Raw genomic sequence first — 16379 nt, 5'->3', positions numbered from 1 at the left:
AAGACCAGTCATCCATGCAATTGACCAACCAGGACATCGCAGATCTCGTCGCCTTCCGCCGTGAGTTGCACCGGTTCCCCGAGATTTCGAACGAGGAGGAGCAGACGGCACGGCGCGTGGTCGAGTTTGCCGCCGACACGGGTCCGAGCGAAGTTCTGACCAATCTCGGCGGATACGGCGTCGCGCTTGTCTACGACAGCGGCATACCCGGTCCGACGGTTCTGTTCCGCTCCGAGCTGGACGCCCTGCCGATCGAGGAACTGTCGGAGATCCCCCACCGCTCCACCGTTCACGGCAAGTCGCATATGTGCGGCCATGACGGGCACACGGCGATCCTTGCCGCGCTCGCCCGTCAGTTCGGGCGGCAAAAACCCGCCACAGGGCGCGTGGTGCTTATGTTCCAGCCTGCCGAAGAGACCGGCAACGGCGCCGCCGGCGTCGTCGCCGACCCGCGCTACGATACGATCCGGCCGGACTTCGCCTTTTCGCTGCACAATCTTCCCGGCACCCCGCTTGGGCATGTCCGGCTCAAGCCGGGCGTCGTCAACTGCGCCTCTCGCGGCATGCGCATCATGTTCGAGGGCAAGACTGCGCACTCCTCTATGCCTGAAACGGGAACGTCGCCGATGATGGCGATGACCCATCTCATGCCGGCGCTTGCATCGCTCGGCGGCGGCAGTTTCCATGAAGACGATTTCGCCATGGTGACCGTCACGCATGCAAGCATGGGCGAAGCCGTGTTCGGCATCGCGCCGGGCCATGCCGAGGTGTGGGCAACGCTGCGCACGCGGCTGGACGAGCGCATGGAGGGCCTTTGCAGCGCCGCCGAAGCGCTGGCGCAACGGGAGGCTGCCGCGCACGGTCTGCGCCACACCATCGACTACCACGAGATCTTCGTTGCCAGCCTCAACGCGCCCGAAGCCGTCGACCACCTGCGCGCCGCGCTCGAAGCCGAGGGCGTCGCCCACGACGGAGAGGAACTGCCGATGCGCGCTTCGGAGGATTTCGGCATTTTCGGACATACGTCGAAATCGGCGATGCTGTTTCTCGGCGCGGGCGTCGACGTCCCGGCGCTGCACAATCCCGACTACGACTTCCCCGACGACCTCATCGCCATCGGCGCGGGCATCTTCATGCGCACGGCGAGAAACCTGCTGGGTTGAACGACGGTCCTCGAGGCGACCTCACAGGCTGCGGAAAGGATTGGCGATCCGCAGCCGCTGATCGACCAACATTCCCGCCTGCATGTCCTCACTCCAGAACGTGCTGCAATCGCCGCGCAGAGCGCTTGCCAGCATGAGTGCGTCAAATACGGAGAAGTTGTGCTGGGAGGCTAGCGCCATCCCCAACGCATGCGTTTCCAGATCGACAGGGACGATTTCGCGGCAAAGCGCGCGTAGCACTGCCAGAGCCTCATCCACCTCCCGCCAATCCATCAGTAGCTTGCGGCGCGCGACATTGGCGAACTCGTTGAGCCCCTGAACGCTGATGACGCATCCTCTGGCCAGCAACGCCTCCGCCGCCGATGATTTCACATCGGTGCTGAACGCATAGACCAGTATGTTGGTATGAAGGAATTCACGCGGCGCGGTCACCGCGTCGTCGCCTCGTCGCGATCGAATTTCCATCCGGCGGGCAACGGCTTGCGTAACGACCGCAGCCGCTCGAGAGCTTTTTCACGGCTGCGATCACGTTCGACGTCAAACGCCCGCTCCCCTGCGACATGGATCTCGATTTCGTCGCCCTCCTTGAGTTTGAGCGCCTCAACAACCGCTGCAGGCAACCTGACTGCGAGGCAGTTACCCCATTTTGCGACTTGCACGGCAACCTCCAAGATATACTATAAGAAAAGTATATCCTCCCGATGCCGTGCGGAAGTCTCCTACTCCGCCGCCCGCGAAAAGGCTTCGCCGCCATCGCCGAACTGTAGTTTCGCGAGGCGCGCATAGACGCCCCCGGCGGCCACGAGGCTGCGATGCGTCCCTTCTTCGACGATACTTCCGTCTTCCATCACCAGGATGCGGTCGGCCTTCAGGACGGTCGCGAGCCGATGCGCGATGACGATCGTGGTGCGGCCCTCCATCAGCCGTTCCAACGCTGTCTGCACCAGCGTCTCGCTTTCGGCGTCCAGCGCTGACGTCGCCTCGTCCAGCAGCAGGATCGGTGCATCGCGCAGGATTGCGCGCGCGATCGCGATGCGCTGGCGCTGGCCGCCCGACAGCATGACGCCGCGCTCGCCGAGCTGCGTGTCGTAGCCGGCGGAAAGGCGCGAGATGAATTCCTGCGCGTGGGCGTCACGTGCCGCGGTCTCGACCTCTTCGCGGCTCGCACCGGGACGACCGAACGAAATATTCTCCGCCGCACTCGCCGCAAACACCGTCACGTCCTGCGGCACGATCGCGATGCGGCCGCGCACGTCGTGCGGGTCTGCCTGGCGCACGTCGATGCCGTCGATGAGAACCGAGCCGGCTTCGGGATCGTAGAAGCGCATGAGCAGCGAGAAGATCGTGCTCTTGCCGGCACCCGACGGACCGACGATCGCCACGGTCTCGCCCGGCGCGACACGGAAGGAGAGTTTCTTCAACGCGGCCTGGTCGGGACGGGCGGGATAGGCGAAGGCGACGTCGCAGAAAGCGACCTCGCCGCGCGCCGGCTTCGGCATCCGCATCGGAGCGGCGGGCGCCTTGACGGCTGGCTCCTCGTCAAGCAGTTCGCTCAGGCGCTCGGCGGCGCCTGCCGCCTGGCTCAGCTCTCCCCACACCTCCGACAACGCCCCCAGTGCGCCGGCGGCAAACACCGCATAAAGCAGGAACTGGCTGAGGGTACCCGGTGACAGCGTGCCGGCGAGCACGTCCGCTGCACCGAACCACAGCACCGCGACGACCGACGCGAAGATGGTGAAGATGGCGAAAAAGGTGAGAAACGCGCGCGCCAGCACCGACGACCGCGCCGCTGCGAAGGCCGTCTCGACGGCGGCGCCAAAGCGTCCTGTCACCAGCGCCTCGTTGGTGAAGGCCTGAAGCGTGCGAACGGCACCGATCTGCTCGCTCGCGTAGGCGGACGCCTCCGCCAGCGTATCCTGCGCGAAGCGCGACCTGCGGCGCACGGACCGCCCGAAAGCCACGAGCGGTAGCACGATGACCGGTATGGCCGCTATCACCAGGCCCGACAGCTTGGGACTGGTGATCACCATCATCGCCAGCGCACCGAAGCCCATTATCAGGTTGCGAAGCGCCACCGATGCGGTGGCGCCGACCGCAGACTTGATCTGCGTCGTGTCGGCAGTCAGGCGCGAGACGATTTCGCCGGACTGGATCGTATCGAAGAACCCCGGTGAAAGCCGCGTGACATGGGCAAAGACGTTGCGCCGGATATCGGAGACGATACGCTCGCCCAGCGTGATGACGAAATAATAGCGCCCCGCGGAAGCCAGGGCGAGGACGCCGGCGAGCACCACCAGCATGGAGAAGTAGTTCGAGATCAGCACCGAGTCGGAATTGTTGAACCCGTGGTCGATCATCCGCCGCACCGCGAGCGGCAGCGTCAGCGTCGTCAGCGCGGCAGCCAGCAATGACACGATCGCGCCCAGGACGAGCGCGCGATACGGCCGAACATAGGGCACCAGGCGTCGCAGTGGCCCGATCGAGCGACTACGCCTGTCGCGTCCCTGAATCGGTTCTGTCATCCACTCCGTCCCTCCTGGCCCGGCCAGGAATTTGCCGCGCCATCGGCCTTGTGCATTTTCACCGGCTCCTGTATAGGCCAGCCGACCGTTTTTGAAGCTGCGGCCCTTCCTTAGCTGCGCCTTCAGGTTTTGATAGTGGGCGCATCGCCGCAGCGAAGTGCCGCGCGAAAGCCCCGACAGCCAGGACGAAGCCGATGAAAACCGATATCCATCCCGATTACCACACCATCAAGGTCGTCATGACCGATGGTACCGAATACATGACCCGCTCCACCTGGGGCAAGGAAGGCGATACGATGAACCTCGATATCGACCCGACCACGCACCCCGCATGGACCGGCGGCACGCAGACGCTGCTCGATCGCGGTGGTCGCCTGTCCAAGTTCAAGAAGCGCTACGAAGGCCTCGGCATCTAGGCTTTCCGCATCTTGCCGGCTTGCAGAGAACCCGCCCTCGTGGCGGGTTCTTCTTTTGTCGGCACAATTCCTGGAACCCGCGAAGCCGCTTGCGGGTTGTTGCTCAACACATGACCGGGAGATCAGTAATGAGCTACTCCGATATGGGCGTGGGTATAGCGGTCGGGGTCGGCGTGGGAGCCGGCATCGGCGTCGCGATGGACAATGTAGGGGTGGGCGTGGCGATCGGCATCGCACTTGGCGCCGCCTTGGGCGGATTGTGGGGCCGGCACGGCAGCCGCCACCACTGAGCCGGACACGACCGCTATTTCAGTCCTTGCGGTCGGAGTGCCCCAGATCGCGCTCTGGCCAAACCCGGTCTCTCACACGCTGCTTCAGCACCTTGGCTTCCGGAAATCCGCCGTCGCGCTTGCGCTCCCAGATGACCTCTCCGTCGAGCGTGATCTCGAACACGCCACCAGTTCCCGGCACCAGCGAGACCTCGCTTATGTCGGGTCCGAACGTCGAGAGCAGTTCCTGCGCCATCCATGCGGCGCGCAGGAGCCACTGGCACTGTGTGCAATAGGCAATACGGATGACGGGCTTCTGCTGGCTCACGCCGCGCTCAGCTTCGCCATCGTCTCGTCGTCGACTTCGAAATTGGCGTAGACGTTCTGGACGTCGTCGTCATCGTCGAGAGTCGCGACCAGTTTCAGGATCGAGCGCGCCCGATCCTCGTCGACCGGCGTCGAGGTCTGCGGCTTCCAGATCGTCTTGACCGATTCGGCTTCCCCGAGCGCCTTTTCGAGCGCAGCGGTCACGTCACCGATATCCTCGAACGCGCAGAGGATGACGTGGCCCTCTTCGTCGGACTGGACGTCCTCGGCGCCCGCTTCGATGGCGGCTTCCATCACTGCGTCGGCATCGCCGGCCTCGATCTTGTAGACAATCTCGCCGACGCGATCGAACATGAAGGCCACCGATCCCGTCTCGCCCATCGCGCCGCCCGCCTTGGTGAACGCGGCGCGCACGTTGGAGGCTGTGCGATTGCGATTGTCGGTCAGCGCCTCGACGATGACGGCCACGCCGCCCGGCCCGTAGCCCTCGTAGCGGACCTCATCATAGGTCTCGGCATCGCCGCCCGACGCCTTATTGATGGCGCGCTGGATGTTGTCCTTCGGCATCGACTGCGCCTTGGCGTTCTGCACGGCAAGGCGGAGACGCGCGTTCATGTCCGGGTCAGGCGCGCCCATCTTCGCGGCAACGGTGATCTCGCGCGCGAGCTTGGAAAACATCTTCGAACGGACGGCGTCCTGCCGACCCTTGCGATGCATGATGTTCTTGAATTGTGAATGACCTGCCATGACACCCCTGTGCGGACGTATTCGCGATTTTGCCGGATGGCGCGCCTTATAGAGAAATCACCCTGAAACGTCCAGAAGGCCTCGCGAGCCGGCTACTCTCGCGAAATCGTGACTGCCGTTGCGTCCAAAAGCCGTGGCGCGCCCGCCTCCAGCGGCTAGGCTCGATATATTCGCAGCCTCGGAGAACCGCCATGCGCCTTGTCCGCCGCCTTGCCCTTTCATTCCTCTTCCTGCCATTCGCACTGCCTGCCCTTGCGCAGGACGCCGATGCGCCCGTGCCCAGCCAGTGCCTCGCCATGGCCCAGGCGCTGCCACGCGCCACCTATGCCAGCTTCACCCCCGCCCAGGCCGTCGACGACGGCACGGTCACCATCACCTATGCCGGCCATTCCACCTATGTCATCGAGACGCCGGGCGGCGTGCGCATCGCCACCGACTTCAGCGGTGTGTACGGAAGCGATCCGCTTCCCCGCGTCGTGACCATGAATAAGGCGCACCGCACGCACTACACGGAAAATCCCGATCCCGCGATCGAGCATGTGCTGCGCGGCTGGAATCCGGAAGGCGGCCCTGCCCGCCATGCCGTCGTGGTCGACGATGTCTACATCCGCAACGTGCCGACCGACATCCGCCGTTGGGGCGCCATGGAGGAAAGCGGCAACTCCATCTTCATCTTCGAGGTTGCCGGTCTGTGCATCGGCCATCTCGGTCATCTGCACCACCATCTCGAAGACGAGCACTATGGCGCGATCGGGCGGCTCGACATTGTCATGGTGCCGATCGATGGCGGCATGACGCTATCGGTCGGCGCAATGAGCGAGATCGCCAAGCGGCTGTTTTCGTCGCTCATCCTGCCCATGCACCGCCACGCCACGCCGATCGGCGAATTCACCGGCAGCATGGGCGAGACCTTCGACGTGCGCTTTTCGGAGGAGCGCTCGTTTTCCGTCTCGATGCGCGACCTGCCGCGCCGCCCGACGATCCTCGTGCTCGACGGGATATGACCATGCGCACTCGGCGACAATTCCTTGTCGCGCTGGCAGTGCTGGCGGCCCCGATCGCCCCTCTCGCCGCCTATGCCGAAAGCCGTCGAGAGCGGAGCCGCCGCATTCTCTTCCAAAGGCTGGGCAGCGCGGCGTCACAGGACGAAGGCCGGCGCGCGGAAGACGACATCTGGCGCATGTGGATGGCGCTGGCGCCAACGCCCGCCGTCGAGGAAGCGGTCGCCGAGGCGATGCGCAAGCGCGAACGCTATGACTGGGACGGCGCGCTGGCGATCCTCGACGTCGTCGTGCGCGACGCGCCCGCCTATGCGGAAGGCTGGAACCAGCGCGCTTTCGTGCGCTTCCTCAAGCAGGATTTCGACGGGTCGCTCGAAGACATCGAGCGCGCCCTCGCGCTCGAGCCGCTGCACTTCGCCGCGCTGGCGGGAAAGGCGATGATCCTGATGCGCCAGGGCCGCATGGAGATTGGCCAGGCAAGCCTTCGCAGGGCGGTGGAGATCCACCCCTGGCTGAAGGAGCGCTCGATGCTCATTCCGCAGCCCGGCGAGATTCCGCCGGGCCCGGGAAAGGACATCTGACTCTTCTCAGACGCCTTCGGGAGCTTTGGGCTTGCGCCTGCGCCGCGCCAGCATGTTGAGCACCTCGACCAGGGCCGAGAAGCCCATGGCGGCGTAGATGTAGCCCTTCGGCACATGGAAGCCCATGCCTTCGGCAATCAGCGTCATGCCGATCATCAGCAGGAAGGCGAGCGCCAGCATGACGATCGTCGGGTTTTTGCCGATGAAGTTGGCGAGCGGTTCCGCCGCCAGAAGCATGATCGACACCGTCACGATGACGGCAATGTACATGATCGCGATCTCGTCGGTCATGCCGACTGCGGTGATGATCGAGTCGATCGAGAACACCAGGTCGAGCACCAGGATCTGGGCGATCGCGCCGGCGATGGAAATCTTCACCACCTCTCCGACCATGTTTTCCTTGCTGTCTTCCGGGTCGACCGAATGGTGGATTTCCTTGGTCGCCTTCCACACCAGGAACAGGCCGCCCGCGATGAGGATGAGATCGCGCCATGAGAAGCCGTGACCGAACAGTTCGAACACCGGATCTGTAAGCTGCACGATGAACGAGACCGTAGCCAGCAGCGCAAGGCGCATGACCAGCGCGCCGCCGATGCCGATCCGGCGCGCACGGGCCTGATGTTCCTTGGGGAGCTTGTTGGTCAGGATCGATATGAAGATCAGGTTGTCGATGCCGAGAACGACTTCCAGCACGATCAGCGTACCGAGCGCGACCCATGCGGCCGGACTGTTCAGCCAATCAAAATGGCCGGCGAAAAACTCGATCATCAAAGCCCCCGGATTACCGATGAAATTCAGATAACAGTTAAGGACGCGCGACGAGCCCGTCAACGCCAACGCTGACCGCCTTAATGCGCGACGTTCATTGCGGTTCCGTGACCGCGCCGACCGTCGGACTCAGTTCCAGAAAGCGGGCACCGTTTCCTCGAGCCTCGGCCCCAGCCGCAGCGGTGCGATGCGCTCGCACAAGCCGGTCCGGTCGGAGATGTCGAGCCCGACGCCGCAGATCGTCGCCGGGCCGCCTGCCGCTTCGAACCGCCCCTTCGGCACCTTCGACAGGAACCGGTTGAGCGGCTCCTCCTTCTCCATGCCGAGCGAGGAATTGTAGTCGCCGCACATGCCGGCGTCGCTGAGGTAGCCCGTGCCACCATCCAGGATCTGATGGTCGGCCGTCGGCTGGTGCGTATGGGTGCCCACGACAAGGCTGGCCCTGCCGTCGACGAAGTGCCCCATGCACATCTTTTCCGAGGTGGCCTCGGCATGGAAGTCGATCACCACCGCATCGGCCACGTCGCCCAGCGGACACGCGGCCAGTTCGCGCTCCGCGGCCTGGAACGGGTCGTCGAGCTCGGGATGCATGAAGACGCGCCCCATGATGTTGGTGACGAAGACGCGCGCGCCGTTCTTGGCCTCGTACAGCCCCGTCCCCCTGCCCGGCGTTCCGACGGGAAAGTTGGCGGGCCGGATGAACCGGTCGGAGCGTGATGCGAAGTCGAGTGCCTCGCGCTGGTCCCACACATGGTTGCCGGTCGTCACCACGTCGGCGCCCGCCTCGAGCGTTCGCAGGTAGATGTCCTCGGTGATGCCGAAGCCTCCAGCCGCGTTCTCGCCATTGACGATCACGAAATCGAGCCGATAGTCGGAAATCAGGCCGGGAAGCCGCTCCCAGACCGCCGTGCGGCCGGAGCGCCCGACCATGTCGCCAAGAAATAGAAGCCTCATCGCCCCTCTATAGAGACAGCGGAAATGCGCGCAAGCCGCTTTCGCTCAGCAATTCGCCGAGCTGCACGTCATGATCCTCGTTCGGCACCGTGTCGACGAGCTGGCAATCGAAGGCCACCGCGATCAGTCGCGGCTGGATGCCCTTGTCGTGAAGCCGCTCGATGGCGCGATCGTAATAGCCGCCGCCATAGCCGATGCGATGGCCGCGCGCGTCATAGGCCGCGAGCGGCATCAGCATCACGGTCGGGTCCAGCACTTCCGCTTCCTCGCCGGGCCCGGCGGTTCCGAACCCCATCTCGACGAGCGGCGCGCCGCGCTTCAGTTCGCGGAAGACGATCGTCGTCTTGTCGAGGATCGCCGGCAGGCAAAGCCGCGCGCCCCTTTCCATCAGCGCGAACATCAAGGGCCGCACGTCGACCTCGGAGCGCATCGGCCAGTATCCCGACACAACCATGCCCGGCTCGACGTCGATCAGCCCGGCCGCCTCCGCCATCGCAAGCGAGGCTTCCACCCGCCACACCGCATCGAGCCCGTCGCGGCGCGCAAGCGCTTCGGCGCGCAATGTCTTCTTCAGGTCAGCGGCAGGCAGGACAGGCTCCTCGGCAGGTTGGCCAGGATGTTATAAGGCAGTGATACGAACAGGCAACCGACACGAATGACCCAGACGCTGAACATACGTCCGGCCACCCCACCGCTTCGCGCTGCACTCGAGAATCTCCAGCGGCGAGCCTCCCTGGTGTCCGAAACCTATCGCGCGCAACTGCTTGCCCATCCGGAATCCATCCACCTGCCGGCGCATCAGATCGCACACGGCAATGTCTGGGTCGCCGAGGCAGAAGAGAGCATCGTCGGTTTTCACGTCCTGATCGCGCGCGGGCGTGATGAGATGGAGCTGGACGGTCTGTTCGTCGAGCCGGCAAGGTGGCGCGCCGGCATAGGACGCGCGCTCGTCGGCCACGCGGCGGAACTGGCCGGCTCGCGCAGCGCGCGGGTGCTTGTCGTTGTTGCAGGCAGGGACGCCGAGCCGTTTTATCGAAAGGCGGGTTTCGCGGTTTCGGGCACCATCGCCACCCGCTTCGACACCGCGCTCGAAATGCGCCGGCCACTCGCCTGAGAGGCGGGAAATGACGATCCACGACGACCGATGTCGCGGTTGATCCCGGGTGCCTACAAAGTAGGTGGGCGCCGTGTGTCCGAACCCACGAGTCCGGCCAGGGACAGCTCCCTAAGGATCAGTAAGGCCCCGGGGAATAAGTGCTCCTGTCGGGAAGCGCAGATCGCCACCGCCAATATAGGCGCAGCCGCGCTCACTTGCCAGAGGATTGCGCGGCCCGTTGCGCTGGTGCGGGCGATTTCGGTTTGATGCGACAATTGGAGTTGACCACAGGCAAATGAACATCCGTAATGACCCGTCTCAGGGGAAATCACGGCAGCATTCTTGCTCACATGTCTAGACGCAATGGGTTCGCTCATTCAGCACTTGGATTTATAGCCGGGTTAGGCTTGGCGCTGCTATTGCTCGTATGGACGGTTCCAGAGTTTAGCCAGCCCACGGTCCCCAACGAACAGCAATTGAACGAGACCGATCGCAACGATCGTATAGGCGAGCCTAGCGTCAGCGCAGATGAGCTAGGATGGCGATACTGGTTCGAACGCTTGGTTAAGACAGAGGATACGCTTGCGCAATGGGCTATGGCCGTGTTCAGCGTTGCCGCCACCGTTCTCACCGCTGTTGGTGTTGTGCTGATCTGGAGGACCTTGGTCTACACCCGACGCGCCGCGGAAGCCGCTGCGGCCACCGTCGAAGAGGCGAAGAACGCCACCACTGCCGCCAAAGATGCCGTCGCCGAAACGAGGCGCATCGGTGAAGCGCAAGTTCGTGCCTATCTCGGAATAGAGGCCTGCACTTTAGAGCGAGGAACTGGGGACGACTTCCTTTTGAAGATTGCCGTCAAGAACAGCGGCCAATCACCCGCACGGGATGTCACAATCAGCGCTCAAGTATCTGTCACGGTTCGTCGCGGCCCTGATGCTCAAAGCCTTCAACAGCGTTGGCGCTGCAAATCTGACGTTGGGCACCTCGCATCGGTCGAACGAAGCCTGTTCAGAAACCGTACCCATTTCCCCTTTATCTCAGCGGGGACCGCTGTCACGATGAAGCGCCTACTTACCACTGCAGATGGGCTTACCTTCGCCGTGTCGGATGCTCAGATCACTGAAGCCGATTTCACCTTCACAGTTGATCTGAATTTCTCGGATGTCTTCAGGGCTCTCTGGCGCGAAATCCACGAATGGCGAGCTTCCGAATATCGCCCAGTTGGCGAAGGCGACCTTATTGAAGCCGCACCCGCCCGTGATATGCCTGACACCGGAGAACACTTCGAAACTTTCCGGCCAGACCCAATCAATTAGCCCGTCGCCGAATGAATTCAATGCGATCATACCGTTGTCCATTCTACGGGACCCGGCCAGTTCGACAACTATGCCCACCACGCGATTCTATTGGCCTCCTGCCAGGCCATTAAGACAATCGCCGCGTCCGCCCGCGAGAAAGCCGGTCTGAGCGTTTGCGGTGGAGACCGACCGATGCCTTGCCCTTGGGCGTTGCCCTCACTACTGTCCCCCGCGACGAATTGGAGAGCATGAATGCGTTTCGAAGGAACGGCGGCCTATGTCGCCGACAAGGATCTGATGGTCGCAGTCAACGCGGCGATCGCGCTGGAACGGCCGTTGCTGGTCAAGGGCGAGCCCGGCACCGGCAAGACGGAACTGGCCAGGCAGGTGGCAGCGGCTCTCGGTCTCGACCTGATCGAATGGCACGTCAAGTCGACCACGCGCGCGCAGCAGGGCCTTTACGAATACGATGCCGTCTCGCGCTTGCGCGACAGTCAGCTCGGCGACGAGCGCTTCAACGACATCTCCAACTATATCCGCCACGGCAAGCTGTGGGAGGCGTTTACCGCCGATCGCAAGGTGGTGCTGCTGATCGACGAGATCGACAAGGCCGACATCGAGTTTCCAAACGACCTTCTGCAGGAACTCGACAAGATGGAGTTCCATGTCTACGAGACCGGCGAGACGGTCCGTGCCCGGCAGCGCCCCATCGTCATCATCACCTCCAACAACGAGAAGGAACTGCCGGACGCCTTCCTGCGCCGCTGCTTCTTCCACTATATCCGCTTTCCCGAGATGGAGACGCTGCAGCGCATCGTCGACGTCCATTATCCGGGCATCAAGCAGCGCCTGGTGAGCGCGGCGCTGAGCCAGTTCTATGAGATCCGCGACGTTCCAGGCCTCAAGAAGAAGCCGTCGACATCCGAGGCGCTCGACTGGATTCGCCTGCTGGTATCCGACGACATCAGCCCGGAGGATCTGCGCGGCGACGCCAAGAACGCGCTTCCCCGCCTGCATGGCGCGCTGCTCAAGAACGAGCAGGACGTGCACTTGTTCGAACGCCTCGCCTTCATGGCCCGGCGTCAGGGATGAGGCACGTTCCGTCAACGCAATTGACCGAACTGGACCGTTGCGCGCGACGGATGGGGTCAGGCATGGATCCTCGGGTCAAGCCCGAGGATGACGAGGTTGAGAGGTTTGTGAAAACCGGGTGGGTCAGTAGGTAGGGCCTTCATTCCCACCTTCGTCATCCTCGGGTGAAACCCGAGGATCCATGCCTGACCAATCCCGCAGCCACCACAGTGAAAGTACCCACCGATGACTGTCACCATCCGCCCCCTCGCTCAATCCGATCACGCCGACTGGCGCAAGCTGTGGACGGCGTATCTGGAATTCTATGAAGCGACGGTGCCGGAAACGGTCTATACCGCAACCTGGGAGCGATTGTTCAGTGACGGCGAATTCGAGCCCCGCGGGTTCGTGGCGCTTGCCGACGGCAAGACGGTCGGGCTGGTGCATTATCTCTTCCATCGCTCCTGCTGGTCGCTGGAAGGCAACTGCTATCTGCAGGACCTGTTCACGACGCCGGAGGCGCGCGGCAAGGGTGCGGGCGAAGCTTTGATCGAGGCCGTTCGCAAGGCGGCAGCCGAACGCGGCGTCACCAACGTCTATTGGATGACCCAGGAGACGAACGGCACCGCACGCCGCCTCTACGATCGTGTCGCCCGCAAGACCGGCTTTATCGAATACGACCTGCTGTAGGCGCCCATGTTCCTGCCCTTCTTCCTCGAACTCAAGGCCGCCAAGGTGCCCGTGTCGCTGCGGGAGTACCTGTCGCTGCTCGAAGGCATGGATGCGGGTCTGGTCGAGTACGACGTCGAGGGCTTCTATTATCTCTCACGCGCGGCGCTGGTGAAGGACGAGCGGCACATCGACCGCTTCGACCAGGTATTCTCGCATGTGTTCAAGGGGCTTGAGGCGGTATCCGGCGAAGGCCACGTCGATGTGGCCAACCTGCCGGAGGAATGGCTGCGCCGGCTCGCCGAAAAGCACCTGACCGAAGAGGAAAAGAAGCTGGTCGAGTCGCTGGGCGGCTTCGAGAAGCTGATGGAGACGCTCAAGCAGCGTCTCGAGGAGCAGAAGGGCAGGCACCAGGGCGGCTCGAAATGGATCGGCACCGCCGGTACTTCGCCCTTCGGCGCCTATGGCTACAATCCCGAAGGTGTGCGCATCGGCCAAGCTGAAAGCCGCCACCGTCGCGCGGTCAAGGTCTGGGACAAGCGCGAATTCAGGAATTTCGACGATTCCGTCGAACTCGGCACCCGCAACATCAAGGTGGCGCTCAAGCGCCTGCGCCGCTGGGTGCGCGAAGGCGCGGTGGAAGAACTCGACCTGCCCGGCACAATCACGGCCACCGCCGAGCATGGCTATCTCGACGTCCAGACGCGGCCGGAGCGGCGCAACGCCGTCAAGCTGCTGATGTTCTTCGATGTCGGCGGCTCGATGGACGATCACATCAGGATCGTGGAGGAGCTGTTTTCGGCGGCACGCGTCGAGTTCAAGCACATGGAATATTTCTACTTCCACAACTGCCTTTATGAAGGCGTGTGGAAGGACAACCGCCGGCGCCATGCGGAAGTGATCCCCACGCTCGACGTGCTGCACAAATACGGGTCCGACTACAAGGTCATCTTCGTCGGAGACGCATCGATGAGCCCCTACGAGATCGCTTATCCGGGCGGCTCGGTCGAGCACTGGAACGAGGAACCGGGCGCAACCTGGCTGGCGCGGGTCACGGCGCAATGGCCGAACGCCGTCTGGATCAACCCCGTACGCGAGAAGCACTGGTCCTACACCCATTCCATCAAGATGGTGGCGGAGCTGTTTTCAGAGCGCATGTATCCGCTGACGCTGGACGGGCTGGAACGCATGACGAAGGAACTGTCGCGCAAGCATTGAGGCGCGGGGTGCCGCGCATTACATATGCGGCGACCCCCTCTTTCAGGAGCAACCATGATGGATGCCAAGACCTACCCCGTCACCCGCACCGATGCGGAATGGCGCGCGCTTCTGACGCCGGAGCAGTATCAGGTGATGCGCCAGCACGGCACCGAGCGGCCGGGAAGCTGTGCGCTCTTGTACGAGAAGCGCCCGGGCACCTTCACCTGCATCGGCTGCGACCAGCCGCTGTTCGAATCGACGCTGAAGTTCGAGAGCGGTACCGGCTGGCCGAGCTTCAACGATCCGCTGCCCGGGTCCGTCGAAGTGACCGAGGACCGTTCCTACGGCATGGTCCGCACGGAGGTTCATTGCGCCAATTGCGGCAGCCATCTCGGCCATGTCTTCCCCGACGGCCCGCCGCCGACCGGGCTGCGCTATTGCATCAACGGTGTGGCTCTGGAGTTCGAGCCGGCGGTGTGAGCGCCGCCTCCACCAGTCGCACCCAGTAGCTGATGCCGGCGGGAATGATTTCGTCGTCGAAATCGTAGGCCGGGTGATGAAGGCCGGGAGTGTCGCCGTTGCCGATGAAAACGAGCGCACCCGGCCGCGCATTCAGCATGTGCGAGAAATCCTCGCCGGCCATCACCGGCCGAACGTCGGCATCGACCGTTCCGGCGATGTCGCGGGCGATGCCTGCGACAAAATCGGCTTCCTCCGGCGTGTTGAACGTCACCGGATGGGCCTGGTCATAATCGACCTCGATCTGAGCGCCCGATGCCGTGGCGAGCCCGGCGCATATCTCGCGGATACGCCGCTGCGCCATCGCGGCATCGTCCATGTCGAGCGCGCGTGTCGTGCCCCAGATCTCGATCGTCTCGGGGATGATGTTGTACGCCGTGCCGGCGATCACGCGGGTTACCGTGACGACCAGGGAGGCTACTGGGTCGGCCTGCCGCGCCACGATAGTCTGCAGCGCGTCGATGATCTGCGCCCCTGTGACGATCGGGTCGATCGTGAAATGCGGCCGCGCGGCGTGTCCGCCCCGGCCCGCGATGCGGATCGTGAATTTGGCGACGGCCGCCATGATCGCACCGTGACGCATCGCGAACTGGCCGGCGGGGATGCCGGGCATGTTGTGCATGCCGAACATCCGTGAAATCCCAAAACGCTCGATGAGCCCGTCGCCTAGCATCGCAAGCGCGCCTTGGCCGATTTCTTCCGCTGGCTGGAACACCACCGCCACGGAGCCGGCGAAATTGCGGCTTTCGGCAAGGTGTTTTGCCGCGCCGAGCAGCATCGCCATGTGACCATCATGGCCGCAGGCATGCATCTTTCCCGGTTCATGGGACGCATGAGGGATGCTGGAATCTTCCAGCATGGGCAGCGCATCCATGTCGGAGCGCAGCCCGATCGTGGGCCCGTCGCCAAGCCGACCGCGAATAACCGCCACGATGCCGGACCCGCCAACGCCGCGCACGATCTCGTCGCAGCCGAACGCCTCGAGCTTTCCAGCCACGAAGGCTTCGGTTTGTGTCAGGTCGAAGCCGATCTCCGGGCGCTCGTGCAGCCATTGCCGCCACGCGGCGGCCTCTGCCTGCATTTTATGCGCGCTGTTGAGGATCGGCACGAAAGATCAGGCCATGCCGAGCGCGGCCATGTAGAGGTCGAGCATCGCTTCTTCCTCCTCGCGTTCCGCCTTGTCCTTCTTGCGCAGCCGGATGATGGTTCGCATCGCCTTGGTGTCGAAGCCGGTGCCCTTGGCCTCCGCGAACACTTCCTTGATGTCATCTGCGATCGTCTGCTTCTCTTCCTCGAGACGCTCTATACGCTCGATGAAGGCGCGAAGCTGGCCAGCGGCCACGGTCTGCGCAGAATCATCGGTAATGTCATCAGCCATGTCGGAACTCCGAAATCTTGAACGCCGCCGACTCGGGGCGAATTGAGGATGGCGCTTGGTTGCCCGACACGCGAACAGGAATCAATGGTCTTTTGGCCGGTTTCCTTCAAACGAGGCCTGCTGGGCAGGTGTTGCTTCAGCCTGGTATTTCGATCGCCAATCATCATACGGCATGCCGTAGACGATCTCGCGCGCCTGCGCCTTGTCCAGGGGCGCACCCGCCTCGTTGGCAGCGTCCTGATACCAGTTGGAGAGGCAATTCCGGCAGAAGCCGGCGAGATTCATCATGTCGATGTTCTGAACGTCCGTCCGCTCTCGCAGGTGCTGCACAAGCCTGCGAAAGGCGGCGGCCTCGAAGTCGCGTTTCTGGTTCTCGGTCAGGTCTGTCATCGCGCGTGCT

General features: G+C 63.4%; 22 protein-coding genes and 1 other RNA gene. 11 read left to right on the top strand and 12 right to left on the bottom strand.

Features of this window, described 5'->3' with window-relative positions:
- Positions 1–14: 14 nt before the first annotated feature.
- A complete protein-coding gene (locus AAFN84_RS22960; RefSeq protein ID WP_347517046.1) occupies positions 15–1163 on the top strand; it encodes an amidohydrolase in 1149 nt (382 codons plus the stop codon).
- 21 nt (positions 1164–1184) lie between these two features.
- Here AAFN84_RS22960 and AAFN84_RS22955 read toward each other — a convergent pair whose 3' ends face one another.
- Genes AAFN84_RS22955 through AAFN84_RS22945 form a run of 3 tightly spaced genes read right to left on the bottom strand, consistent with a single transcriptional unit; the run spans position 1185 to position 3685 of the window.
- Positions 1185–1595, bottom strand: a complete 411-nt coding sequence (locus AAFN84_RS22955; RefSeq protein ID WP_347517045.1) for a PIN domain-containing protein — start codon at positions 1593–1595, stop codon at positions 1185–1187.
- On the bottom strand, positions 1592–1822 hold the full coding sequence (locus AAFN84_RS22950) for an AbrB/MazE/SpoVT family DNA-binding domain-containing protein (RefSeq protein ID WP_347517044.1): 231 nt from the start codon (positions 1820–1822) through the stop codon (positions 1592–1594). Before AAFN84_RS22950 ends, AAFN84_RS22955 begins: the two co-directional genes overlap by 4 nt.
- A gap of 60 nt (positions 1823–1882) precedes the next feature.
- Positions 1883–3685 carry an ABC transporter transmembrane domain-containing protein gene (locus tag AAFN84_RS22945; RefSeq protein ID WP_347517043.1) on the bottom strand — a complete coding sequence of 601 codons (1803 nt, stop codon included), beginning with the start codon at positions 3683–3685 and terminating at the stop codon, positions 1883–1885.
- 194 nt (positions 3686–3879) lie between these two features.
- On the opposite strand from AAFN84_RS22945, the gene rpmE reads away from it, so the two are divergent.
- Together rpmE and AAFN84_RS22935 are read left to right on the top strand one after the other, a co-directional pair.
- Positions 3880–4101: a 50S ribosomal protein L31 gene (gene rpmE, locus AAFN84_RS22940; RefSeq protein WP_347517042.1), complete on the top strand. Its 222-nt coding sequence runs from the start codon at positions 3880–3882 to the stop codon at positions 4099–4101.
- 128 nt (positions 4102–4229) lie between these two features.
- Complete coding sequence (locus AAFN84_RS22935) at positions 4230–4391, top strand: hypothetical protein (protein ID WP_347517246.1); 162 nt, start codon at positions 4230–4232, stop codon at positions 4389–4391.
- Positions 4392–4410: 19 nt separating this feature from the next.
- Here the strand turns inward: AAFN84_RS22935 and AAFN84_RS22930 are convergent, their stop codons facing one another.
- Positions 4411–4698, bottom strand: coding sequence for a SelT/SelW/SelH family protein (locus AAFN84_RS22930; RefSeq protein WP_347517041.1), 288 nt, complete (start codon positions 4696–4698; stop codon positions 4411–4413).
- Complete coding sequence (locus AAFN84_RS22925) at positions 4695–5444, bottom strand: YebC/PmpR family DNA-binding transcriptional regulator (RefSeq protein WP_347517040.1); 750 nt, start codon at positions 5442–5444, stop codon at positions 4695–4697. Before AAFN84_RS22925 ends, AAFN84_RS22930 begins: the two co-directional genes overlap by 4 nt.
- 191 nt (positions 5445–5635) lie before the next feature.
- Here AAFN84_RS22925 and AAFN84_RS22920 point away from each other — a divergent pair, with 191 nt between their 5' ends.
- Together AAFN84_RS22920 and AAFN84_RS22915 are read left to right on the top strand one after the other, a co-directional pair.
- Positions 5636–6448 carry an MBL fold metallo-hydrolase gene (locus AAFN84_RS22920; protein WP_347517039.1) on the top strand — a complete coding sequence of 271 codons (813 nt, stop codon included), beginning with the start codon at positions 5636–5638 and terminating at the stop codon, positions 6446–6448.
- A gap of 2 nt (positions 6449–6450) precedes the next feature.
- Complete coding sequence (locus AAFN84_RS22915) at positions 6451–7026, top strand: hypothetical protein (RefSeq protein ID WP_347517038.1); 576 nt, start codon at positions 6451–6453, stop codon at positions 7024–7026.
- 6 nt (positions 7027–7032) lie between these two features.
- On the opposite strand, the gene AAFN84_RS22910 is transcribed toward AAFN84_RS22915, so the two are convergent.
- The 3 genes from AAFN84_RS22910 to AAFN84_RS22900 all read right to left on the bottom strand — a co-directional run bounded on the left by AAFN84_RS22910 (position 7033) and on the right by AAFN84_RS22900 (position 9310).
- Complete coding sequence (locus AAFN84_RS22910) at positions 7033–7794, bottom strand: TerC family protein (protein WP_347517037.1); 762 nt, start codon at positions 7792–7794, stop codon at positions 7033–7035.
- 129 nt (positions 7795–7923) lie between these two features.
- Positions 7924–8748, bottom strand: coding sequence for a YmdB family metallophosphoesterase (locus AAFN84_RS22905; protein ID WP_347517036.1), 825 nt, complete (start codon positions 8746–8748; stop codon positions 7924–7926).
- Between the two features lie 7 nt (positions 8749–8755).
- Positions 8756–9310 (bottom strand): 5-formyltetrahydrofolate cyclo-ligase, encoded by a 555-nt coding sequence (locus AAFN84_RS22900; RefSeq protein ID WP_347517035.1) that lies wholly within the window; start codon positions 9308–9310, stop codon positions 8756–8758.
- A gap of 93 nt (positions 9311–9403) precedes the next feature.
- On the opposite strand from AAFN84_RS22900, the gene AAFN84_RS22895 reads away from it, so the two are divergent.
- A complete protein-coding gene (locus AAFN84_RS22895) occupies positions 9404–9862 on the top strand; it encodes a GNAT family N-acetyltransferase (RefSeq protein WP_347517034.1) in 459 nt (152 codons plus the stop codon).
- An 11-nt stretch (positions 9863–9873) separates the two neighbouring features.
- On the opposite strand, the gene ssrS is transcribed toward AAFN84_RS22895, so the two are convergent.
- Positions 9874–10030, bottom strand: a non-coding RNA gene (gene ssrS / locus AAFN84_RS22890) — 6S RNA.
- Between the two features lie 290 nt (positions 10031–10320).
- Between ssrS and AAFN84_RS22885 the strand changes: the two genes are divergently transcribed.
- From AAFN84_RS22885 to msrB, 5 genes are all read left to right on the top strand, one after another.
- A complete protein-coding gene (locus AAFN84_RS22885; protein WP_347517033.1) occupies positions 10321–11160 on the top strand; it encodes a hypothetical protein in 840 nt (279 codons plus the stop codon).
- A gap of 234 nt (positions 11161–11394) precedes the next feature.
- Positions 11395–12234 (top strand): MoxR family ATPase, encoded by an 840-nt coding sequence (locus tag AAFN84_RS22880; RefSeq protein WP_347517032.1) that lies wholly within the window; start codon positions 11395–11397, stop codon positions 12232–12234.
- A 225-nt stretch (positions 12235–12459) separates the two neighbouring features.
- Positions 12460–12903, top strand: a complete 444-nt coding sequence (locus AAFN84_RS22875; protein WP_347517031.1) for a GNAT family N-acetyltransferase — start codon at positions 12460–12462, stop codon at positions 12901–12903.
- 6 nt (positions 12904–12909) lie between these two features.
- Positions 12910–14100 carry a VWA domain-containing protein gene (locus AAFN84_RS22870; RefSeq protein ID WP_347517030.1) on the top strand — a complete coding sequence of 397 codons (1191 nt, stop codon included), beginning with the start codon at positions 12910–12912 and terminating at the stop codon, positions 14098–14100.
- 57 nt (positions 14101–14157) lie between these two features.
- Entirely contained in the window at positions 14158–14562 is a 405-nt protein-coding gene (msrB, locus tag AAFN84_RS22865; protein WP_347517234.1) for a peptide-methionine (R)-S-oxide reductase MsrB, read from the top strand.
- On the opposite strand, the gene AAFN84_RS22860 is transcribed toward msrB, so the two are convergent.
- The 3 genes from AAFN84_RS22860 to AAFN84_RS22850 all read right to left on the bottom strand — a co-directional run bounded on the left by AAFN84_RS22860 (position 14525) and on the right by AAFN84_RS22850 (position 16369).
- A complete protein-coding gene (locus AAFN84_RS22860) occupies positions 14525–15709 on the bottom strand; it encodes a M20 aminoacylase family protein (protein ID WP_347517029.1) in 1185 nt (394 codons plus the stop codon). The two genes, msrB and AAFN84_RS22860, sit on opposite strands and share 38 nt — an antisense overlap.
- A 6-nt stretch (positions 15710–15715) precedes the next feature.
- Positions 15716–15979, bottom strand: coding sequence for a DUF2312 domain-containing protein (locus AAFN84_RS22855; RefSeq protein WP_347517028.1), 264 nt, complete (start codon positions 15977–15979; stop codon positions 15716–15718).
- Positions 15980–16060: 81 nt separating this feature from the next.
- On the bottom strand, positions 16061–16369 hold the full coding sequence (locus AAFN84_RS22850) for a DUF1244 domain-containing protein (protein WP_347517027.1): 309 nt from the start codon (positions 16367–16369) through the stop codon (positions 16061–16063).
- Positions 16370–16379: the final 10 nt, after the last annotated feature.

Source organism: Mesorhizobium sp. CAU 1741, assembly GCF_039839275.1.
Taxonomy (GTDB): domain Bacteria; phylum Pseudomonadota; class Alphaproteobacteria; order Rhizobiales; family Rhizobiaceae; genus Aerobium.
Note: the sequence above shows the minus strand (reverse complement) of the source record. Positions and strands in the feature narration are given on the sequence as shown.

Bases quoted from the DNA above. Each gene is read 5' to 3' on its own strand.
- AAFN84_RS22960 (WP_347517046.1), top strand. From the start codon at position 15: ATGCAATTGACCAACCAGGACATCGCAGATCTCGTCGCCTTCCGCCGT.
- AAFN84_RS22945 (WP_347517043.1), bottom strand. From the start codon at position 3,685: ATGACAGAACCGATTCAGGGACGCGACAGGCGTAGTCGCTCGATCGGG.
- rpmE (WP_347517042.1), top strand. From the start codon at position 3,880: ATGAAAACCGATATCCATCCCGATTACCACACCATCAAGGTCGTCATG.
- AAFN84_RS22935 (WP_347517246.1), top strand. From the start codon at position 4,230: ATGAGCTACTCCGATATGGGCGTGGGTATAGCGGTCGGGGTCGGCGTG.
- AAFN84_RS22925 (WP_347517040.1), bottom strand. From the start codon at position 5,444: ATGGCAGGTCATTCACAATTCAAGAACATCATGCATCGCAAGGGTCGG.
- AAFN84_RS22920 (WP_347517039.1), top strand. From the start codon at position 5,636: ATGCGCCTTGTCCGCCGCCTTGCCCTTTCATTCCTCTTCCTGCCATTC.
- AAFN84_RS22915 (WP_347517038.1), top strand. From the start codon at position 6,451: ATGCGCACTCGGCGACAATTCCTTGTCGCGCTGGCAGTGCTGGCGGCC.
- AAFN84_RS22910 (WP_347517037.1), bottom strand. From the start codon at position 7,794: ATGATCGAGTTTTTCGCCGGCCATTTTGATTGGCTGAACAGTCCGGCC.
- AAFN84_RS22905 (WP_347517036.1), bottom strand. From the start codon at position 8,748: ATGAGGCTTCTATTTCTTGGCGACATGGTCGGGCGCTCCGGCCGCACG.
- AAFN84_RS22895 (WP_347517034.1), top strand. From the start codon at position 9,404: ATGACCCAGACGCTGAACATACGTCCGGCCACCCCACCGCTTCGCGCT.
- AAFN84_RS22880 (WP_347517032.1), top strand. From the start codon at position 11,395: ATGCGTTTCGAAGGAACGGCGGCCTATGTCGCCGACAAGGATCTGATG.
- AAFN84_RS22875 (WP_347517031.1), top strand. From the start codon at position 12,460: ATGACTGTCACCATCCGCCCCCTCGCTCAATCCGATCACGCCGACTGG.
- AAFN84_RS22870 (WP_347517030.1), top strand. From the start codon at position 12,910: ATGTTCCTGCCCTTCTTCCTCGAACTCAAGGCCGCCAAGGTGCCCGTG.
- msrB (WP_347517234.1), top strand. From the start codon at position 14,158: ATGGATGCCAAGACCTACCCCGTCACCCGCACCGATGCGGAATGGCGC.
- AAFN84_RS22855 (WP_347517028.1), bottom strand. From the start codon at position 15,979: ATGGCTGATGACATTACCGATGATTCTGCGCAGACCGTGGCCGCTGGC.
- AAFN84_RS22850 (WP_347517027.1), bottom strand. From the start codon at position 16,369: ATGACAGACCTGACCGAGAACCAGAAACGCGACTTCGAGGCCGCCGCC.